Annotated in this window: 4 protein-coding genes; all 4 read left to right on the forward strand. The window is 38.0% G+C overall.

The window, feature by feature from the left end; genetic code table 11:
* Window positions 1–75 precede the first annotated feature (75 nt).
* Complete coding sequence (locus tag ACMFBB_RS18550; protein ID WP_435262222.1) at window positions 76–10,962, forward strand: CshA/CshB family fibrillar adhesin-related protein; 10,887 nt, start codon at window positions 76–78, stop codon at window positions 10,960–10,962.
* A gap of 4,201 nt (window positions 10,963–15,163) precedes the next feature.
* The gene (locus tag ACMFBB_RS18555) at window positions 15,164–20,107 is read left to right on the forward strand and encodes a tandem-95 repeat protein (protein WP_435264335.1); all 4,944 of its coding nucleotides are present in this window, start codon (window positions 15,164–15,166) and stop codon (window positions 20,105–20,107) included.
* A 34-nt stretch (window positions 20,108–20,141) separates the two neighbouring features.
* Window positions 20,142–21,065 carry a PorP/SprF family type IX secretion system membrane protein gene (locus ACMFBB_RS18560; RefSeq protein ID WP_435262223.1) on the forward strand — a complete coding sequence of 308 codons (924 nt, stop codon included), beginning with the start codon at window positions 20,142–20,144 and terminating at the stop codon, window positions 21,063–21,065.
* 19 nt (window positions 21,066–21,084) lie between these two features.
* Window positions 21,085–22,596, forward strand: a complete 1,512-nt coding sequence (locus ACMFBB_RS18565; protein WP_435262224.1) for an OmpA family protein — start codon at window positions 21,085–21,087, stop codon at window positions 22,594–22,596.
* The last annotated feature ends 8 nt before the right edge of the window (window positions 22,597–22,604 follow it).

The raw sequence follows: 22,604 nt of genomic DNA on the forward strand, positions 1-22,604 counted from the left end.
TCTCCATTGTAATTTATTAAAATTAAAATAACACTAAATATAGTGTTGTAACAATGTATACTAAATTCAATTTATATGGGGGAGTATTATGTATTAGCGATGTTTTTTAAGAAAGTGAGAAATTTGTTTTTTTGCTTCATCTTATTTTCTATTTCTATTAAGGTCAAAGCTCAGGCAATTTCGTCTAGCGAAGGAACTGCACTCTGTTTCTCGTGTGTTCCTAACGCAAACTGGTCAGTAGTTCAAGGTACACCTGATGTTTCAAATAGTAATACTGCTGCAACCTCAGGAACTGCTAACGGAGGTACTGCTTGGTCAATGGCTCCTTTACCTACCCCTCCTACGGGACATGATTTTTGGATTACATTAAGAGATGTAGGTACGTTAGCTACTGAAGAAGTCGTAAGTACTAATATTACTGGCTTAACCATAGGTGATACTTATGAGATTAATTTTTATGCAATGACTTCTACTGGTACATACTCACCTGTTTATAACGATTCTTTTTTTTATAAAATAGGTAGTTTACCTAAGCAAGAGGTAACTTCTTTGTCTCAGGATTCATGGGGAATTGTAACTATTAGATTTGTTGCAAATGCATCAACTATGTCTTTTCAGTTATATCCGGGGAGTGATTCTAGCATAAGTGCTTCTTCTTCATTACGATCGGTATTGTTTTCTGTTGCCGAGAATTCAGTAAGAAGACTGACAGATGTTGATAATGATGGTGTTTTTGATGAAGAAGATTTAGATGATGATAATGACGGTGTTTTAGATACAGTTGAAGGTTTTTGTGATATACCTTCAGTAGCAAATTCTACATCAGGTTCAGGAGCTTTACAAGATCAGTTGTACTTTTTTAATTGGACAGGAGCTGATTTTGTGAATGGTATACAAAATGGAGATTCTCAAACATTTAATTTACCAGATGACTTAGTTGTTACAGCTGTATTTTCAAATGCAATTGGAAATACAAGCTCATTCACTCCAACGGATATGAATACTTGGACAGGATCTAGTCTTAAAGATATGTACAATACTTCTGGTACATCAGAAGCTCTTTATGGAGGAGACAATGTATCTTTTACGGTTACGTTTACTGCTACAAAATCGGGTAATCCTTACCCTTTGTATTTATTGGCATTAGATGCTGAAGCTACATCAGCTGGTAGTGAGTCAATTCAGTTTAATACGAATGGTGGTAATTGGACACTTTTAGAGTCTATTGGTACAGGTGGTGCTTTTTCTGGAGCAGGATCAAAAGATTTAGTAAATACATCAACCTCATTAGGTAATAATTCGATTTATTATTCTGAAAATGCTTCTGTTTTAAATGTTACTATAGGTCAAGCACCTATAGGTCTTCAAGGTGTGGCTTTTGGAATTCGTTTACTTTGTGATTCTGATAATGATGGAATCCCTAATTTAAGAGATACTGACTCTGATAATGATGGTTGTTTCGATGCTTTAGAAGCAGCTGGTAGTTATAATTACACTCAATTAACAAATGGAGCTTTTACTGGAGTAGATGGTAATGGGGTTCCAACAACTGTTGGAGGAAGTGGCCAAGCAACAACTGCTGCGGTAACAAATGCTTCAGATAGTTCAGCGTGTTGTGATGTTACCGTTTCAGGTTTTAGCGATGCTGATTCAGATAATATAGCTGATTCGTGTGATTTAGATGATGATAATGATGGTATTTTGGATGCTGATGAATGTGCTTTTATAAAATTAAAGCCAACTGACCTACCAAACCCACCAGGTGGGAATGCTACAATGTATAGTGTTGTTAATCAGGATATAAGTGGTCTTTTTAATTTGCCTCCAAATAGTTTATTTGTGACCATAACTAATGGTGCTACCAATCCATCAGGTGGTGCATGGATAGCAAATGCAGGGACTGGTGCTGGTACGTTTGAGTTTTCAGGGCCTTATTCAGATTTTATGTTTGTTACAGCAGCTCACGGTGGATCATTAGGAGATGGTGTCCAAGATGGTTTTGAATCATTAGATTTAGTAGAATTTAAATTCGATTCCCCATTGGCTTCCGATTTTATTTCTTTTAATTCTGGATCTAATTATTATGTAGAGAATCCAGTGGGAGGAGCCATTGTAAATAATGGCCAAAGATTAGATTGGCAATCAACAGAGCCAGGAGCAAAAAGATTACGATTTTCTTCTACTTCAGTAGCTGGTTCAAATAGCCAATATTTTATCGAGTTAAGAGTTTGTGATACAGATAGAGATCAAGTACTAGATCATTTAGATTTAGATAGTGATAATGATGGTTGTCCAGATGCTATAGAGGCAGATGAAGGAGTAACAATAGGTCAACTAGATGGGAATAATAGGATAGATATAATTAATCAAGGAGGTGTGGATGCTGATGGAGTGCCGAATATAGTAAACACTGGAGGTATCGCAGATGGTACAAATAATGACCAAGGGCAAGGTGTAACAGGAAATGAAATAATAGCTATTACTGCCTCAGTTGATGCTACTGCATTAGTAAATCAAAGTGTAGCAACACTTTCTTCTACTTCATTTACAATCACATCAGTTACTGCTACAAGTACAAGTGATTATTCAGGTACAGCGCCAACAACTTCGCCCAATTATTCAGGGCCATCAGCCACAGATGCTTCAGGAACATTGGTATATCAATGGCAAGAAGACGGAGTAAATTTGTCCAATACCGGAGTGTATTCAGGTACTAATACTTCTACATTAAACATTTCTAATGTTAATGGTTTAGATGGTAAAGTATATAACCTTATCGTTACACATCTAAATAATTCATGTATTAATATACAAAATAGTGCTACATTAACTGTATTTGATACATGTACAGATGGAGCAATAGTTGGCACAGTCACACCAAACGATCCTGATGCAGATGGTATAAATAACGTGTGTGATTTAGATAGTGATAATGATGGTATACTTGATACAGTTGAAAATAACTGTACAAACTCTATTAGTTACGAGTTTTATGATTTAGTTCCTTCAGGAAATACAGTAGATAATATTCCAACAACAGGTGCTTTAAGCACTGGAACTGTTACAAATTTTGATGTAGATGCTTTATTTGCTTCGATTCCCAGTCCTGGTAGTACATTTAGCATTCGATACAAAGGGCTTATATTGATTTCTACACCTGGAAATTACACTTTTTATACATCATCTGATGATGGGTCTAAGTTGTTTATTGATGGGAATGAAATAGTTGACAATGATGGTGATCATCCACTCATAGAACAAAGTGGTCAGGTTAATCTAGTTGCTGGTTATCATCAAATTGAAGTTACTTATTATGAAAATCTTGGTGCAGAATCTTTACAGGTTCAATATGAAGGTCCGTCTATAGCAAAACAAAATTTGCCTTTTGCTCAGTTATCATGTTCAAATGATACTGATAAAGATGGAATTCCTGATTATTTAGATACTGATAGTGATAATGATGGCTGTCCAGATTCAGTAGAGTCTGGAGGTGTAGACTCTACTAAAGATGGAATATTAGACGGAACAGGTTTTGATAGTAGTGGGCGAGTAACTGGAGGAACTGGTGGTTATAATGGAGCAAATGGAAGTGAAATTATTAGTGATGTGATTTCCAGTGTAGCTATAACTCCAGATCCAGCTTCTGTTTGTGAAGGAAGTAATATTACATTAACAGCAACTCCAACTGGACTTAGAGTAACTGATTTCGGAACATCAGGAGGTACAGGAGATGATACAACAATAGCTATTCCTTCGGGGGATTATGTATATAAATGGTTTTTAGGAACTAGTACAACCCCTTTAACAAATGTAGCACCTTATAGTGGTACTTCTTCAGCTTCTTTAGTGATTACAAATGCAACATCAGGTTTGTCAGGTAATACCTACAGAGTTGAAGTAACATCAATAAATAATAGCTGTCCTGAAGAAGATACTGTGGCAATAACGGTAACATCAAGTACAGAGTTAGACTTCTCAGGAGTAGATGCAACGATTTGTAGTGGAGCAGCGTTTAGTTTCCCAGCAACAAGTGGAATCACTGGATCATGGAGTCCAGCAGTAATCAGCAATACAGCAACAGCTACATATACATTTACACCAGATGGCGGGCAGTGTGTAACAGCTACTGATTTAGACTTTGAGTTAACGGTAACACCAAACACAGAGTTAGACTTTAGTGATGCAACAATTTGTAATGGGGGAACATTTAGTTTCCCAGCAACAAGTGGAATCACTGGATCATGGAGTCCAGCAGTAATCAGCAATACAGCAACAGCTACATATACATTTACACCAGATGGCGGGCAGTGTGTAACAGCTACTGATTTAGACTTTGAGTTAACGGTAACACCAAACACAGAGTTAGACTTTAGTGATGCAACAATTTGTAATGGGGGAACATTTAGTTTCCCAGCAACAAGTGGAATCACTGGATCATGGAGTCCAGCAGTAATCAGCAATACAGCAACAGCTACATATACATTTACACCAGATGGCGGGCAGTGTGTAACAGCTACTGATTTAGACTTTGAGTTAACGGTAACACCAAACACAGAGTTAGACTTTAGTGATGCAACAATTTGTAATGGCGGAACATTTAGTTTCCCAGCAACAAGTGGAATCACTGGATCATGGAGTCCAGCAGTAATCAGCAATACAGCAACAGCTACATATACATTTACACCAGATGGCGGGCAGTGTGTAACAGCTACTGATTTAGACTTTGAGTTAACGGTAACACCAAACACAGAGTTAGACTTTAGTGATGCAACAATTTGTAATGGCGGAACATTTAGTTTCCCAGCAACAAGTGGAATCACTGGATCATGGAGTCCAGCAGTAATCAGCAATACAGCAACAGCTACATATACATTTACACCAGATGGCGGGCAGTGTGTAACAGCTACTGATTTAGACTTTGAGTTAACGGTAACACCAAACACAGAGTTAGACTTTAGTGATGCAACAATTTGTAATGGGGGAACATTTAGTTTCCCAGCAACAAGTGGAATCACTGGATCATGGAGTCCAGCAGTAATCAGCAATACAGCAACAGCTACATATACATTTACACCAGATGGCGGGCAGTGTGTAACAGCTACTGATTTAGACTTTGAGTTAACGGTAACACCAAACACAGAGTTAGACTTTAGTGATGCAACAATTTGTAATGGCGGAACATTTAGTTTCCCAGCAACAAGTGGAATCACTGGATCATGGAGTCCAGCAGTAATCAGCAATACAGCAACAGCTACATATACATTTACACCAGATGGCGGGCAGTGTGTAACAGCTACTGATTTAGACTTTGAGTTAACGGTAACACCAAACACAGAGTTAGACTTTAGTGATGCAACAATTTGTAATGGGGGAACATTTAGTTTCCCAGCAACAAGTGGAATCACTGGATCATGGAGTCCAGCAGTAATCAGCAATACAGCAACAGCTACATATACATTTACACCAGATGGCGGGCAGTGTGTAACAGCTACTGATTTAGACTTTGAGTTAACGGTAACACCAAACACAGAGTTAGACTTTAGTGATGCAACAATTTGTAATGGCGGAACATTTAGTTTCCCAGCAACAAGTGGAATCACTGGATCATGGAGTCCAGCAGTAATCAGCAATACAGCAACAGCTACATATACATTTACACCAGATGGCGGGCAGTGTGTAACAGCTACTGATTTAGACTTTGAGTTAACGGTAACACCAAACACAGAGTTAGACTTTAGTGATGCAACAATTTGTAATGGGGGAACATTTAGTTTCCCAGCAACAAGTGGAATCACTGGATCATGGAGTCCAGCAGTAATCAGCAATACAGCAACAGCTACATATACATTTACACCAGATGGCGGGCAGTGTGTAACAGCTACTGATTTAGACTTTGAGTTAACGGTAACACCAAACACAGAGTTAGACTTTAGTGATGCAACAATTTGTAATGGCGGAACATTTAGTTTCCCAGCAACAAGTGGAATCACTGGATCATGGAGTCCAGCAGTAATCAGCAATACAGCAACAGCTACATATACATTTACACCAGATGGCGGGCAGTGTGTAACAGCTACTGATTTAGACTTTGAGTTAACGGTAACACCAAACACAGAGTTAGACTTTAGTGATGCAACAATTTGTAATGGGGGAACATTTAGTTTCCCAGCAACAAGTGGAATCACTGGATCATGGAGTCCAGCAGTAATCAGCAATACAGCAACAGCTACATATACATTTACACCAGATGGCGGGCAGTGTGTAACAGCTACTGATTTAGACTTTGAGTTAACGGTAACACCAAACACAGAGTTAGACTTTAGTGATGCAACAATTTGTAATGGCGGAACATTTAGTTTCCCAGCAACAAGTGGAATCACTGGATCATGGAGTCCAGCAGTAATCAGCAATACAGCAACAGCTACATATACATTTACACCAGATGGCGGGCAGTGTGTAACAGCTACTGATTTAGACTTTGAGTTAACGGTAACACCAAACACAGAGTTAGACTTTAGTGATGCAACAATTTGTAATGGCGGAACATTTAGTTTCCCAGCAACAAGTGGAATCACTGGATCATGGAGTCCAGCAGTAATCAGCAATACAGCAACAGCTACATATACATTTACACCAGATGGCGGGCAGTGTGTAACAGCTACTGATTTAGACTTTGAGTTAACGGTAACACCAAACACAGAGTTAGACTTTAGTGATGCAACAATTTGTAATGGGGGAACATTTAGTTTCCCAGCAACAAGTGGAATCACTGGATCATGGAGTCCAGCAGTAATCAGCAATACAGCAACAGCTACATATACATTTACACCAGATGGCGGGCAGTGTGTAACAGCTACTGATTTAGACTTTGAGTTAACGGTAACACCAAACACAGAGTTAGACTTTAGTGATGCAACAATTTGTAATGGCGGAACATTTAGTTTCCCAGCAACAAGTGGAATCACTGGATCATGGAGTCCAGCAGTAATCAGCAATACAGCAACAGCTACATATACATTTACACCAGATGGCGGGCAGTGTGTAACAGCTACTGATTTAGACTTTGAGTTAACGGTAACACCAAACACAGAGTTAGACTTTAGTGATGCAACAATTTGTAATGGGGGAACATTTAGTTTCCCAGCAACAAGTGGAATCACTGGATCATGGAGTCCAGCAGTAATCAGCAATACAGCAACAGCTACATATACATTTACACCAGATGGCGGGCAGTGTGTAACAGCTACTGATTTAGACTTTGAGTTAACGGTAACACCAAACACAGAGTTAGACTTTAGTGATGCAACAATTTGTAATGGGGGAACATTTAGTTTCCCAGCAACAAGTGGAATCACTGGATCATGGAGTCCAGCAGTAATCAGCAATACAGCAACAGCTACATATACATTTACACCAGATGGCGGGCAGTGTGTAACAGCTACTGATTTAGACTTTGAGTTAACGGTAACACCAAACACAGAGTTAGACTTTAGTGATGCAACAATTTGTAATGGGGGAACATTTAGTTTCCCAGCAACAAGTGGAATCACTGGATCATGGAGTCCAGCAGTAATCAGCAATACAGCAACAGCTACATATACATTTACACCAGATGGCGGGCAGTGTGTAACAGCTACTGATTTAGACTTTGAGTTAACGGTAACACCAAACACAGAGTTAGACTTTAGTGATGCAACAATTTGTAATGGGGGAACATTTAGTTTCCCAGCAACAAGTGGAATCACTGGATCATGGAGTCCAGCAGTAATCAGCAATACAGCAACAGCTACATATACATTTACACCAGATGGCGGGCAGTGTGTAACAGCTACTGATTTAGACTTTGAGTTAACGGTAACACCAAACACAGAGTTAGACTTTAGTGATGCAACAATTTGTAATGGAGCAGCGTTTAGTTTCCCAGCAACAAGTGGAATCACTGGATCATGGAGTCCAGCAGTAATCAGCAATACAGCAACAGCTACATATACATTTACACCAGATGGCGGGCAGTGTGTAACAGCTACTGATTTAGACTTTGAGTTAACGGTAACACCAAACACAGAGTTAGACTTTAGTGATGCAACAATTTGTAATGGAGCAGCGTTTAGTTTCCCAGCAACAAGTGGAATCACTGGATCATGGAGTCCAGCAGTAATCAGCAATACAGCAACAGCTACATATACATTTACACCAGATGGCGGGCAGTGTGTAACAGCTACTGATTTAGACTTTGAGTTAACGGTAACACCAAACACAGAGTTAGACTTTAGTGATGCAACAATTTGTAATGGCGGAACATTTAGTTTCCCAGCAACAAGTGGAATCACTGGATCATGGAGTCCAGCAGTAATCAGCAATACAGCAACAGCTACATATACATTTACACCAGATGGCGGGCAGTGTGTAACAGCTACTGATTTAGACTTTGAGTTAACGGTAACACCAAACACAGAGTTAGACTTTAGTGATGCAACAATTTGTAATGGCGGAACATTTAGTTTCCCAGCAACAAGTGGAATCACTGGATCATGGAGTCCAGCAGTAATCAGCAATACAGCAACAGCTACATATACATTTACACCAGATGGCGGGCAGTGTGTAACAGCTACTGATTTAGACTTTGAGTTAACGGTAACACCAAACACAGAGTTAGACTTTAGTGATGCAACAATTTGTAATGGGGGAACATTTAGTTTCCCAGCAACAAGTGGAATCACTGGATCATGGAGTCCAGCAGTAATCAGCAATACAGCAACAGCTACATATACATTTACACCAGATGGCGGGCAGTGTGTAACAGCTACTGATTTAGACTTTGAGTTAACGGTAACACCAAACACAGAGTTAGACTTTAGTGATGCAACAATTTGTAATGGGGGAACATTTAGTTTCCCAGCAACAAGTGGAATCACTGGATCATGGAGTCCAGCAGTAATCAGCAATACAGCAACAGCTACATATACATTTACACCAGATGGCGGGCAGTGTGTAACAGCTACTGATTTAGACTTTGAGTTAACGGTAACACCAAACACAGAGTTAGACTTTAGTGATGCAACAATTTGTAATGGGGGAACATTTAGTTTCCCAGCAACAAGTGGAATCACTGGATCATGGAGTCCAGCAGTAATCAGCAATACAGCAACAGCTACATATACATTTACACCAGATGGCGGGCAGTGTGTAACAGCTACTGATTTAGACTTTGAGTTAACGGTAACACCAAACACAGAGTTAGACTTTAGTGATGCAACAATTTGTAATGGCGGAACATTTAGTTTCCCAGCAACAAGTGGAATCACTGGATCATGGAGTCCAGCAGTAATCAGCAATACAGCAACAGCTACATATACATTTACACCAGATGGCGGGCAGTGTGTAACAGCTACTGATTTAGACTTTGAGTTAACGGTAACACCAAACACAGAGTTAGACTTTAGTGATGCAACAATTTGTAATGGGGGAACATTTAGTTTCCCAGCAACAAGTGGAATCACTGGATCATGGAGTCCAGCAGTAATCAGCAATACAGCAACAGCTACATATACATTTACACCAGATGGCGGGCAGTGTGTAACAGCTACTGATTTAGACTTTGAGTTAACGGTAACACCAAACACAGAGTTAGACTTTAGTGATGCAACAATTTGTAATGGGGGAACATTTAGTTTCCCAGCAACAAGTGGAATCACTGGATCATGGAGTCCAGCAGTAATCAGCAATACAGCAACAGCTACATATACATTTACACCAGATGGCGGGCAGTGTGTAACAGCTACTGATTTAGACTTTGAGTTAACGGTAACACCAAACACAGAGTTAGACTTTAGTGATGCAACAATTTGTAATGGGGGAACATTTAGTTTCCCAGCAACAAGTGGAATCACTGGATCATGGAGTCCAGCAGTAATCAGCAATACAGCAACAGCTACATATACATTTACACCAGATGGCGGGCAGTGTGTAACAGCTACTGATTTAGACTTTGAGTTAACGGTAACACCAAACACAGAGTTAGACTTTAGTGATGCAACAATTTGTAATGGAGCAGCGTTTAGTTTCCCAGCAACAAGTGGAATCACTGGATCATGGAGTCCAGCAGTAATCAGCAATACAGCAACAGCTACATATACATTTACACCAGATGGCGGGCAGTGTGTAACAGCTACTGATTTAGACTTTGAGTTAACGGTAACACCAAACACAGAGTTAGACTTTAGTGATGCAACAATTTGTAATGGCGGAACATTTAGTTTCCCAGCAACAAGTGGAATCACTGGATCATGGAGTCCAGCAGTAATCAGCAATACAGCAACAGCTACATATACATTTACACCAGATGGCGGGCAGTGTGTAACAGCTACTGATTTAGACTTTGAGTTAACGGTAACACCAAACACAGAGTTAGACTTTAGTGATACAACAATTTGTAATGGCGGAACATTTAGTTTCCCAGCAACAAGTGGAATCACTGGATCATGGAGTCCAGCAGTAATCAGCAATACAGCAACAGCTACATATACATTTACACCAGATGGCGGGCAGTGTGTAACAGCTACTGATTTAGACTTTGAGTTAACGGTAACACCAAACACAGAGTTAGACTTCTCAGGAGTAGATGCAACGATTTGTAGTGGAGCAGCGTTTAGTTTCCCAACTACAAGTGGAATTACAGGAACATGGAGTCCATCAGTGATAAGCAATACATCAACAGGTACGTATACATTTACACCAAACGCAGGACAGTGTGTAACAGCTACTGATTTAGATTTTGAGTTAACGGTAACACCAAACACAGAGTTAGACTTTAGTGATGCAACAATTTGTAATGGCGGAACATTTAGTTTCCCAGCAACAAGTGGAATCACTGGATCGATGGAGTCCAGCAGTAATCAGCAATACAGCAACAGCTACATATACATTTACACCAGATGGCGGGCAGTGTGTAACAGCTACTGATTTAGACTTTGAGTTAACGGTAACACCAAACACAGAGTTAGACTTTAGTGATGCAACAATTTGTAATGGGGGAACATTTAGTTTCCCAGCAACAAGTGGAATCACTGGATCATGGAGTCCAGCAGTAATCAGCAATACAGCAACAGCTACATATACATTTACACCAGATGGCGGGCAGTGTGTAACAGCTACTGATTTAGACTTTGAGTTAACGGTAACACCAAACACAGAGTTAGACTTTAGTGATGCAACAATTTGTAATGGCGGAACATTTAGTTTCCCAGCAACAAGTGGAATCACTGGATCATGGAGTCCAGCAGTAATCAGCAATACAGCAACAGCTACATATACATTTACACCAGATGGCGGGCAGTGTGTAACAGCTACTGATTTAGACTTTGAGTTAACGGTAACACCAAACACAGAGTTAGACTTTAGTGATGCAACAATTTGTAATGGCGGAACATTTAGTTTCCCAGCAACAAGTGGAATCACTGGATCATGGAGTCCAGCAGTAATCAGCAATACAGCAACAGCTACATATACATTTACACCAGATGGCGGGCAGTGTGTAACAGCTACTGATTTAGACTTTGAGTTAACGGTAACACCAAACACAGAGTTAGACTTTAGTGATGCAACAATTTGTAATGGGGGAACATTTAGTTTCCCAGCAACAAGTGGAATCACTGGATCATGGAGTCCAGCAGTAATCAGCAATACAGCAACAGCTACATATACATTTACACCAGATGGCGGGCAGTGTGTAACAGCTACTGATTTAGACTTTGAGTTAACGGTAACACCAAACACAGAGTTAGACTTTAGTGATGCAACAATTTGTAATGGGGGAACATTTAGTTTCCCAGCAACAAGTGGAATCACTGAATCATGGAGTCCAGCAGTAATCAGCAATACAGCAACAGCTACATATACATTTACACCAGATGGCGGGCAGTGTGTAACAGCTACTGATTTAGACTTTGAGTTAACGGTAACACCAAACACAGAGTTAGACTTTAGTGATGCAACAATTTGTAATGGGGGAACATTTAGTTTCCCAGCAACAAGTGGAATCACTGGATCATGGAGTCCAGCAGTAATCAGCAATACAGCAACAGCTACATATACATTTACACCAGATGGCGGGCAGTGTGTAACAGCTACTGATTTAGACTTTGAGTTAACGGTAACACCAAACACAGAGTTAGACTTTAGTGATGCAACAATTTGTAATGGAGCAGCGTTTAGTTTCCCAGCAACAAGTGGAATCACTGGATCATGGAGTCCAGCAGTAATCAGCAATACAGCAACAGCTACATATACATTTACACCAGATGGCGGGCAGTGTGTAACAGCTACTGATTTAGACTTTGAGTTAACGGTAACACCAAACACAGAGTTAGACTTTAGTGATGCAACAATTTGTAATGGAGCAGCGTTTAGTTTCCCAGCAACAAGTGGAATCACTGGATCATGGAGTCCAGCAGTAATCAGCAATACAGCAACAGCTACATATACATTTACACCAGATGGCGGGCAGTGTGTAACAGCTACTGATTTAGACTTTGAGTTAACGGTAACACCAAACACAGAGTTAGACTTTAGTGATGCAACAATTTGTAATGGCGGAACATTTAGTTTCCCAGCAACAAGTGGAATCACTGGATCATGGAGTCCAGCAGTAATCAGCAATACAGCAACAGCTACATATACATTTACACCAGATGGCGGGCAGTGTGTAACAGCTACTGATTTAGACTTTGAGTTAACGGTAACACCAAACACAGAGTTAGACTTTAGTGATGCAACAATTTGTAATGGGGGAACATTTAGTTTCCCAGCAACAAGTGGAATCACTGGATCATGGAGTCCAGCAGTAATCAGCAATACAGCAACAGCTACATATACATTTACACCAGATGGCGGGCAGTGTGTAACAGCTACTGATTTAGACTTTGAGTTAACGGTAACACCAAACACAGAGTTAGACTTTAGTGATGCAACAATTTGTAATGGGGGAACATTTAGTTTCCCAGCAACAAGTGGAATCACTGGATCATGGAGTCCAGCAGTAATCAGCAATACAGCAACAGCTACATATACATTTACACCAGATGGCGGGCAGTGTGTAACAGCTACTGATTTAGACTTTGAGTTAACGGTAACACCAAACACAGAGTTAGACTTTAGTGATGCAACAATTTGTAATGGCGGAACATTTAGTTTCCCAGCAACAAGTGGAATCACTGGATCATGGAGTCCAGCAGTAATCAGCAATACAGCAACAGCTACATATACATTTACACCAGATGGCGGGCAGTGTGTAACAGCTACTGATTTAGACTTTGAGTTAACGGTAACACCAAACACAGAGTTAGACTTTAGTGATGCAACAATTTGTAATGGCGGAACATTTAGTTTCCCAGCAACAAGTGGAATCACTGGATCATGGAGTCCAGCAGTAATCAGCAATACAGCAACAGCTACATATACATTTACACCAGATGGCGGGCAGTGTGTAACAGCTACTGATTTAGACTTTGAGTTAACGGTAACACCAAACACAGAGTTAGACTTTAGTGATGCAACAATTTGTAATGGCGGAACATTTAGTTTCCCAGCAACAAGTGGAATCACTGGATCATGGAGTCCAGCAGTAATCAGCAATACAGCAACAGCTACATATACATTTACACCAGATGGCGGGCAGTGTGTAACAGCTACTGATTTAGACTTTGAGTTAACGGTAACACCAAACACAGAGTTAGACTTTAGTGATGCAACAATTTGTAATGGCGGAACATTTAGTTTCCCAGCAACAAGTGGAATCACTGGATCATGGAGTCCAGCAGTAATCAGCAATACAGCAACAGCTACATATACATTTACACCAGATGGCGGGCAGTGTGTAACAGCTACTGATTTAGACTTTGAGTTAACGGTAACACCAAACACAGAGTTAGACTTTAGTGATGCAACAATTTGTAATGGGGGAACATTTAGTTTCCCAGCAACAAGTGGAATCACTGGATCATGGAGTCCAGCAGTAATCAGCAATACAGCAACAGCTACATATACATTTACACCAGATGGCGGGCAGTGTGTAACAGCTACTGATTTAGACTTTGAGTTAACGGTAACACCAAACACAGAGTTAGACTTTAGTGATGCAACAATTTGTAATGGGGGAACATTTAGTTTCCCAGCAACAAGTGGAATCACTGGATCATGGAGTCCAGCAGTAATCAGCAATACAGCAACAGCTACATATACATTTACACCAGATGGCGGGCAGTGTGTAACAGCTACTGATTTAGACTTTGAGTTAACGGTAACACCAAACACAGAGTTAGACTTTAGTGATGCAACAATTTGTAATGGAGCAGCGTTTAGTTTCCCAGCAACAAGTGGAATCACTGGATCATGGAGTCCAGCAGTAATCAGCAATACAGCAACAGCTACATATACATTTACACCAGATGGCGGGCAGTGTGTAACAGCTACTGATTTAGACTTTGAGTTAACGGTAACACCAAACACAGAGTTAGACTTTAGTGATGCAACAATTTGTAATGGCGGAACATTTAGTTTCCCAGCAACAAGTGGAATCACTGGATCATGGAGTCCAGCAGTAATCAGCAATACAGCAACAGCTACATATACATTTACACCAGATGGCGGGCAGTGTGTAACAGCTACTGATTTAGACTTTGAGTTAACGGTAACACCAAACACAGAGTTAGACTTTAGTGATACAACAATTTGTAATGGCGGAACATTTAGTTTCCCAGCAACAAGTGGAATCACTGGATCATGGAGTCCAGCAGTAATCAGCAATACAGCAACAGCTACATATACATTTACACCAGATGGCGGGCAGTGTGTAACAGCTACTGATTTAGACTTTGAGTTAACGGTAACACCAAACACAGAGTTAGACTTCTCAGGAGTAGATGCAACGATTTGTAGTGGAGCAGCGTTTAGTTTCCCAACTACAAGTGGAATTACAGGAACATGGAGTCCATCAGTGATAAGCAATACATCAACAGGTACGTATACATTTACACCAAACGCAGGACAGTGTGTAACAGCTACTGATTTAGATTTTGTATTAACGGTAACACCAAAGCCAGCAACGGTAATAACTACAGAAACAATTTGTTTAGGAGAATCTTATACATGGGGAGCCAATGGAATAGTGTATACCACTGATCAATCAGGTTTAACCATCACCAATGATGGATGTACAGCAGATCAGGTATTAAACTTAACGATAAATGACTCTTGTGTCAATACAACCGATGCAATAGTTGATATTTCGAACACATATGTAGATGAATCCGTAAGTGGAAATGTATTAACCAATGATGAAGATTTAGAAGGAAATACTCAAACAGTAAGTTCAAACACAAATCCAAGTAACGGAACTGTAACGATTAGTTCAAATGGAGAGTACACGTATACACCAAATGCTGGGTTTACAGGAGAAGATACTTTTACTTATACGGTATGTGATAATGGAAGCCCACAAGCATGTGATACTACTACTGTAACGATAGAGGTGATACCAGAAACAAGTGTTGGAGTAAATGACGGACCAATAGCAAATAATGATACAGGAAATACAGAAGTAGGAATAGCAGTAAGTGGAAACTTAATCTCCAATGATTTTGATCCAAATGGAGATCCATTAACGATTAATACAACTCCAGTAACAAATCCAAGTAATGGAACTGTAACAATCAATGCAGATGGTACGTATACATATACACCAAATCCAGGATTTACAGGAGAGGATACTTTTGAATACGAAGTATGTGATAATGGAAGTCCAGCTTTATGTAGCACAGCAGTAGTAACAATTACAGTAAGTCCAGTAGACGGTACTAATGATAGTTATGCTCATGATGATGCCTTTAATGGAGATTCAAACAGTACAATATCAGGAAATGTATTATCAAATGATACAGATCCAGAAGGAAATATACAAACAGTAACTACAACTCCGGTAACAGGTCCAAGTAATGGAACTTTAATAATCAATTCAGACGGAACTTTTGTTTACACACCGACTACAGGTTATAGCGGGACAGATAGTTTTGTATATGAGGTATGTGATAATGGAACACCAGTAGTATGTGATAAGGCAACTGTTTACTTAACTGTTAATCCAGTAAACACAACCGATGCAGTAGTTGATATTGCTAACACATATGTAGATGAATCAGTAAGTGGAAATGTATTAACCAATGATGAAGATTTAGAAGGAAATACTCAGACAGTAAGCTCAAACACAAATCCAAGTAACGGAACTGTAACGATTAGTTCAAATGGAGAGTACACGTATACACCAAATGCTGGGTTTACAGGAGAAGATACTTTTACTTATACGGTATGTGATAATGGAAGCCCACAAGCATGTGATACTACTACTGTAACGATAGAGGTGATACCAGAAACAAGTGTTGGAGTAAATGACGGACCAATAGCAAATAATGATACAGGAAATACAGAAGTAGGAATAGCAGTAAGTGGAAACTTAATCTCCAATGATTTTGATCCAAATGGAGATCCATTAACGATTAATACAACTCCAGTAACAAATCCAAGTAATGGAACTGTAACAATCAATGCAGATGGTACGTATACATATACACCAAATCCAGGATTTACAGGAGAGGATACTTTTGAATACGAAGTATGTGATAATGGAAGTCCAGCTTTATGTAGCACAGCAGTAGTAACAATTACAGTAAGTCCAGTAGACGGTACTAATGATAGTTATGCTCATGATGATGCCTTTAATGGAGATTCAAACAGTACAATATCAGGAAATGTATTATCAAATGATACAGATCCAGAAGGAAATATACAAACAGTAACTACAACTCCGGTAACAGGTCCAAGTAATGGAACATTAATAATTAATTCAGACGGAACTTTTATTTACACACCGACTACAGGTTATAGCGGGACAGATAGTTTTGTATATGAGGTATGTGATAATGGAACACCAGTAGTATGTGATCAGGCAACTGTTTACTTAACTGTTAATCCAGTCAATACAACCGATGCAGTAGTTGATATTGCTAACACGTATGTAGATGAATCAGTAAGTGGAAATGTATTAACCAATGATGAAGATTTAGAAGGAAATACTCAAACAGTAAGCTCAAACACAAATCCAAGTAACGGAACTGTAACGATTAGTTCAAATGGAGAGTATACGTATACACCAAATGCTGGGTTTACAGGAGAAGATACTTTTACTTATACGGTATGTGATAATGGAAGCCCACAAGCATGTGATACTACTACTGTAACGATAGAGGTGATACCAGAAACAAGTGTTGGAGTAAATGACGGACCAATAGCAAATAATGATACAGGAAATACAGAAGTAGGAATAGCAGTAAGTGGAAACTTAATCTCCAATGATTTTGATCCAAATGGAGATCCATTAACGATTAATACAACTCCAGTAACAAATCCAAGTAATGGAACTGTAACAATCAATGCAGATGGTACGTATACATATACACCAAATCCAGGATTTACAGGAGAGGATACTTTTGAATACGAAGTATGTGATAATGGAAGTCCAGCTTTATGTAGCACAGCAGTAGTAACAATTACAGTAAGTCCAGTAGACGGTACTAATGATAGTTATGCTCATGATGATGCCTTTAATGGAGATTCAAACAGTACAATATCAGGAAATGTATTATCAAATGATACAGATCCAGAAGGAAATATACAAACAGTAACTACAACTCCAGTAACAGGTCCAAGTAATGGAACATTAATAATTAATTCAGACGGAACTTTTGTTTACACACCGACTACAGGTTATAGCGGGACAGATAGTTTTGTATATGAGGTATGTGATAATGGAACACCAGTAGTATGTGATCAGGCAACTGTTTACTTAACTGTTAATCCAGTAACAGAAACAGATACAGATGGTGATGGAGTTCCTGATAATGTTGACGAAGATGATGATAATGATGGAATATCGGATGTTGATGAAGGATCTGGTGATAATAATGCTACTGGTGATGAAGATGGAGATGGAATTCCAAACTGGCAGGATACAACAGATAATGGAAACACAGGCGATAGTTCTATAACTGATTATACAGATAGTAATGCAGATGGCATCCCAGATGTTTATGATACTGATGGAGATGGAGTGCCTAATCATTTAGATTTGGATAGTGATAATGATGGTATTTTAGATGTAGATGAAGGAGGAAATGGAGATTTAGATACTAATGGAGATGGAGTTATAGACTCAAACGATACTGGATATAGTGATGCAAATGGAGATGGGCAAGATGATGATTCTGAAAATATAACGGAACCAGATACTGATGAGGATGGAGTGCCTGACTACTTAGATCTTGATAGTGATAATGACGGAATTAATGATGTTATTGAAGATGGGAATGTAGATAATGATAATGATGGAATTGCTGATGGTGGTGACGCTGATGGAGATGGTATTGTTGATAGCGCAGATAACGATGATTCTGGATTTGGTGAAGGTAATGGAGGAGAACCAGATAATACGGATACTGATGGAGATGGAGTACCTGATTATAATGATTTAGACAGTGATGATGATGGTGTTAATGATGTAGAAGAAGGTGGTAATGATGATGTAGATGGAAATGGATTAGTAGATGGTCCTGATACGGATGGAGATGGTATTCTTGATGTTGTAGATGAAGACGATAATAATTTTGGTGATTCAGGAAATTCAGATGTAAATGATACTGATCCAACGGATCCAAATGATGGAGGAACAGGAGTTGTAGATGATAGTGGAACTGATTCTGATGGAGATGGAATTTCAGATAGTGAAGATGGAGCGAATGGGACATTTGGAGACGCAATTGATACAGACGGAGACGGAATTCCAGATAATATAGACGTAGATGATGATAATGATGGAATTGCAGATGTTGATGAAGGATCGGGAGATAATAATGCTACTGGTGATGAAGATGGAGATGGTATTCCAAACTGGCAAGATACTTCAGATGATGGAGATGCTGGTGATGGTTCAATTACTGATTACACAGATAGCAATGGAGATGGCATCCCAGATGTTTATGATACTGATGGAGATGGAGTGCCTAATCATTTAGATTTGGATAGTGATAATGATGGTATTTTAGATGTAGATGAAGGAGGAAATGGCGCTTTAGATACTAATGGAGATGGAGTTATAGACTCAAACGATACTGGATATAGTGATGCAAATGGAGATGGACAAGATGATGATTCTGAAAATATAACTGAGCCAGATACCGACGGAGATGGAGTACCTGATTATTTAGACCTTGATAGTGATAATGACGGAATTAATGATGTTATTGAAGATGGAAATGTTGATGTAGATAATGATGGAATTGCTGATGGAGCAGATGTTGATGGAGATGGAATTGTTGATAGTGTTGATAATGATGATTCAGGTTTTGGTGAAGGAAATGATGGTGAACCAGATAATACCGATACTGATGGAGATGGAGTACCTGATTATTTAGATTTAGATAGTGATGATGATGGAGTTAATGATGTAGAAGAAGGTGGTAATGAAGATGAAGATGGAAATGGATTAGTAGATGGCCCAGACAGTGATGGAGATGGTATTCTTGATGTTGTCGATGAAGATGATAGTAACTTTGGAGATTCAGGGAATTCAGATGTGAATGATACTGACCCAACTGACCCGAATAGTGGAGGAAATGGAGTAGTTAGTGATAGTGGAATTGATTCTGATGGAGATGGAATTGCTGATAGTGTTGATGGTGATGATACTACATTTGGAGATAGTTATGATTGTATTACAGTTTTTAACGAGTTTAGTCCAAACGGAGATGGAGTAAATGACGCTTTACAAATTGATTGCATAGAAAATTATAAAAATAATACAATTGAAATTTTTAATAGATGGGGTAATACTGTTTATAAAGCGAAAGGATATAATAATGAGGATGTATCTTTTAAAGGAGTGTCAAATGGAAGAGTGAATATTAGTGTTGATAGTAAGTTGCCTGTAGGAACATATTTTTATGTGTTAGATTTAGGAGATGGTAGCGCTGTTAAAAAAGGATGGATATATATTAATAGATAATAATTATTATATTTTAATACAATAAAACTATAAAATGAAACCAATTTCAATACTAGCTTGCATACTAGGCATTTGTTTAATAACAAATGCCTATGCACAACAAGACCCGCAGTTTACTCAGTATATGTTTAATACTTTAAGTGTTAATCCTGCATATGCTGGTTCAAGAGGTCATGCTGTTATTACAGCTTTAGGAAGAACTCAGTGGGTAGGTTTTGATGGAGCTCCTGACACACAAAACTTAAGTTATGATACTCCAATAGGTTACTCGAGATTAGGACTTGGATTAAATTTAGTAAATGATAAAATTGGACCATCTCATGAAATTTATTTTGACGGAAATTTGTCATATACGGTAGATACTGGAGAATTAGGAAATTTAGCTTTTGGACTTAGGTTAGGTGGAAGGATATTAAATATTGATTGGACCAAAGGAAGGTTGGTAAAGGATGAAGCTTTATTTGCTAGAAATATTAATGGGAAATTCTTACCAACAATAGGAGCAGGAATATATTATCATGAACCTGAATGGTATATAGGTTTATCCGTACCAAATTTTATAAGAACTGAACATTATGATAAAAAGTTGGCATCTACAACAACAACAGCGGTTGAAAGAATGCATTTTTTCTTAATAGCTGGTTATGTTTTTGAATTAAATGAAAATATTAAATTTAAACCTGCTGCGTTAACCAAAATTGTATCTGGTGCTCCATTATCTTTAGATGTTTCTGCTAATTTTTTATTTAATGATAAATTTAGAGCAGGTATGTCATGGAGATGGGGAGATTCAATGAGTGCCCTTTTAGGATTTCAAGCAACGGATTCATTATTAATAGGATATGCTTATGATTTAACCACTTCTAATTATAATGTAACCAATTCAGGAACTCATGAAGTTATGATTAGGTATGATATATTCAAAGAGTACAAATATAAATCTCCAAGGTTCTTTTAAACTACAAAAAATAAAATTAATGAAATCACAAAAAATATTATTAATATTATTGATAGTAATAGGTGTTAAGACCACTTTTTCACAAAGTAGGAGAGTAGCTGATAGGTATTTTGAAGAGTTTTCTTATGTACAATCAGCAGAATTATATAAATCATTAGTTCTAAAAAAAGGAGATACTTCAAAACATGTTTTAAGTAGGCTTGCTGATTCTTATTATAATAATGCTAATACTGAAGAATCATTAATTTGGTATGAAAAACTAGTTAAAAATTATAGAAATGAGATATCAGATAGGTATTTATTTAAGTACGCTCAAACACTAAGAAGTGTAGGTAATTATAAAAAATCAGATTCTATCTTCCTTGTTTTGTCTAAGAAAAATGACAATAGTAATAGAAAAATAGAATTAGAAAATCAGGATTATTTACTTGATTACTCAAGTAATAAGGACAAAAAAATAAGTATCAGAAACCTCGCGGTCAATACTCCATACTCAGATTATGGTGGTTTTATTTTAAAAGGAAATGTTTATTACGCCTCTGCGGCTCCAAAACAAGGTAAAAAACAACGTTTGTATAAATGGAATAATCAACCATTTCTTAATATATATAAGGCAAAAGAAAATATTAAGACGTTAGAAGATAATGTAAAGGATACGGTTTTAGAGTTATATGATCCTAAAATTTTTCCTGAGCCTATTACTACTAGGTACCATGAAGGAAAACCAGTTTTTACTAAAGACGGTAAAACCGTATATTTTACTAGAAATAATTATAATGGTAAAAGAGTAAGCAATGACAAAAGAAGATCTGTTAATTTAAAAATATATAAAGCATCATTCATTAATGGAGTATGGACCAATTTATTTGAATTACCTTTTAATAGTGATGAGTATTCTACTGGACATCCTGCATTAAGTCCTGATGGCAAATTAATGTACTTTGTTTCTGATATGCCTGGAGGTTTTGGTGCTTCAGATATTTATAAGGTAGAAATTAAAGAAAATAATGAATTTGGAGATCCTATTAATTTAGGTGATAAAATTAATACTTCAGATAGAGAAAAATTCCCTTTTGTAGGAAATGATAATACTTTATATTTTTCTTCAGATGGGCATTTAGGCTTAGGCTTACTTGATATTTTTCAATCAAAAATTAAAAATGATTCTACTTTTACAAAGGTTACAAATTTAGGAGAACCTTTTAATAGTAAAAGAGACGATTTTGCTTTTTATATTCATGAAGATGGAAAAAAAGGTTTTTTCTCTTCTAATAGGAAACAAGGTAAAGGAGATGATGATATTTATAGTTATTATATATATACACCTCCTTCGATATGCACTAAAACTATAACTGGAACTACTGTTGATGCTAAAACTGGAAATATAATAGCTGACGCGATACTAAAATTAGTAAACACTTCTGGTGAAGTAATGCATGAAACCATTTCGGATTCTTCAGGAAATTATAAATTTGAAAAAGTATTATGTGATTCAAAATATGTTATTAAAGCCAGTAAACTAGATCGATAGATCAGATC

Origin of the sequence: Tenacibaculum sp. nBUS_03 (genome assembly GCF_051201695.1) — a bacterium.
Taxonomy (GTDB): domain Bacteria; phylum Bacteroidota; class Bacteroidia; order Flavobacteriales; family Flavobacteriaceae; genus Polaribacter.

Bases quoted from the DNA above. Each gene is read 5' to 3' on its own strand.
- ACMFBB_RS18550 (WP_435262222.1), top strand. From the start codon at position 76: ATGGGGGAGTATTATGTATTAGCGATGTTTTTTAAGAAAGTGAGAAAT.
- ACMFBB_RS18560 (WP_435262223.1), top strand. From the start codon at position 20,142: ATGAAACCAATTTCAATACTAGCTTGCATACTAGGCATTTGTTTAATA.
- ACMFBB_RS18565 (WP_435262224.1), top strand. From the start codon at position 21,085: ATGAAATCACAAAAAATATTATTAATATTATTGATAGTAATAGGTGTT.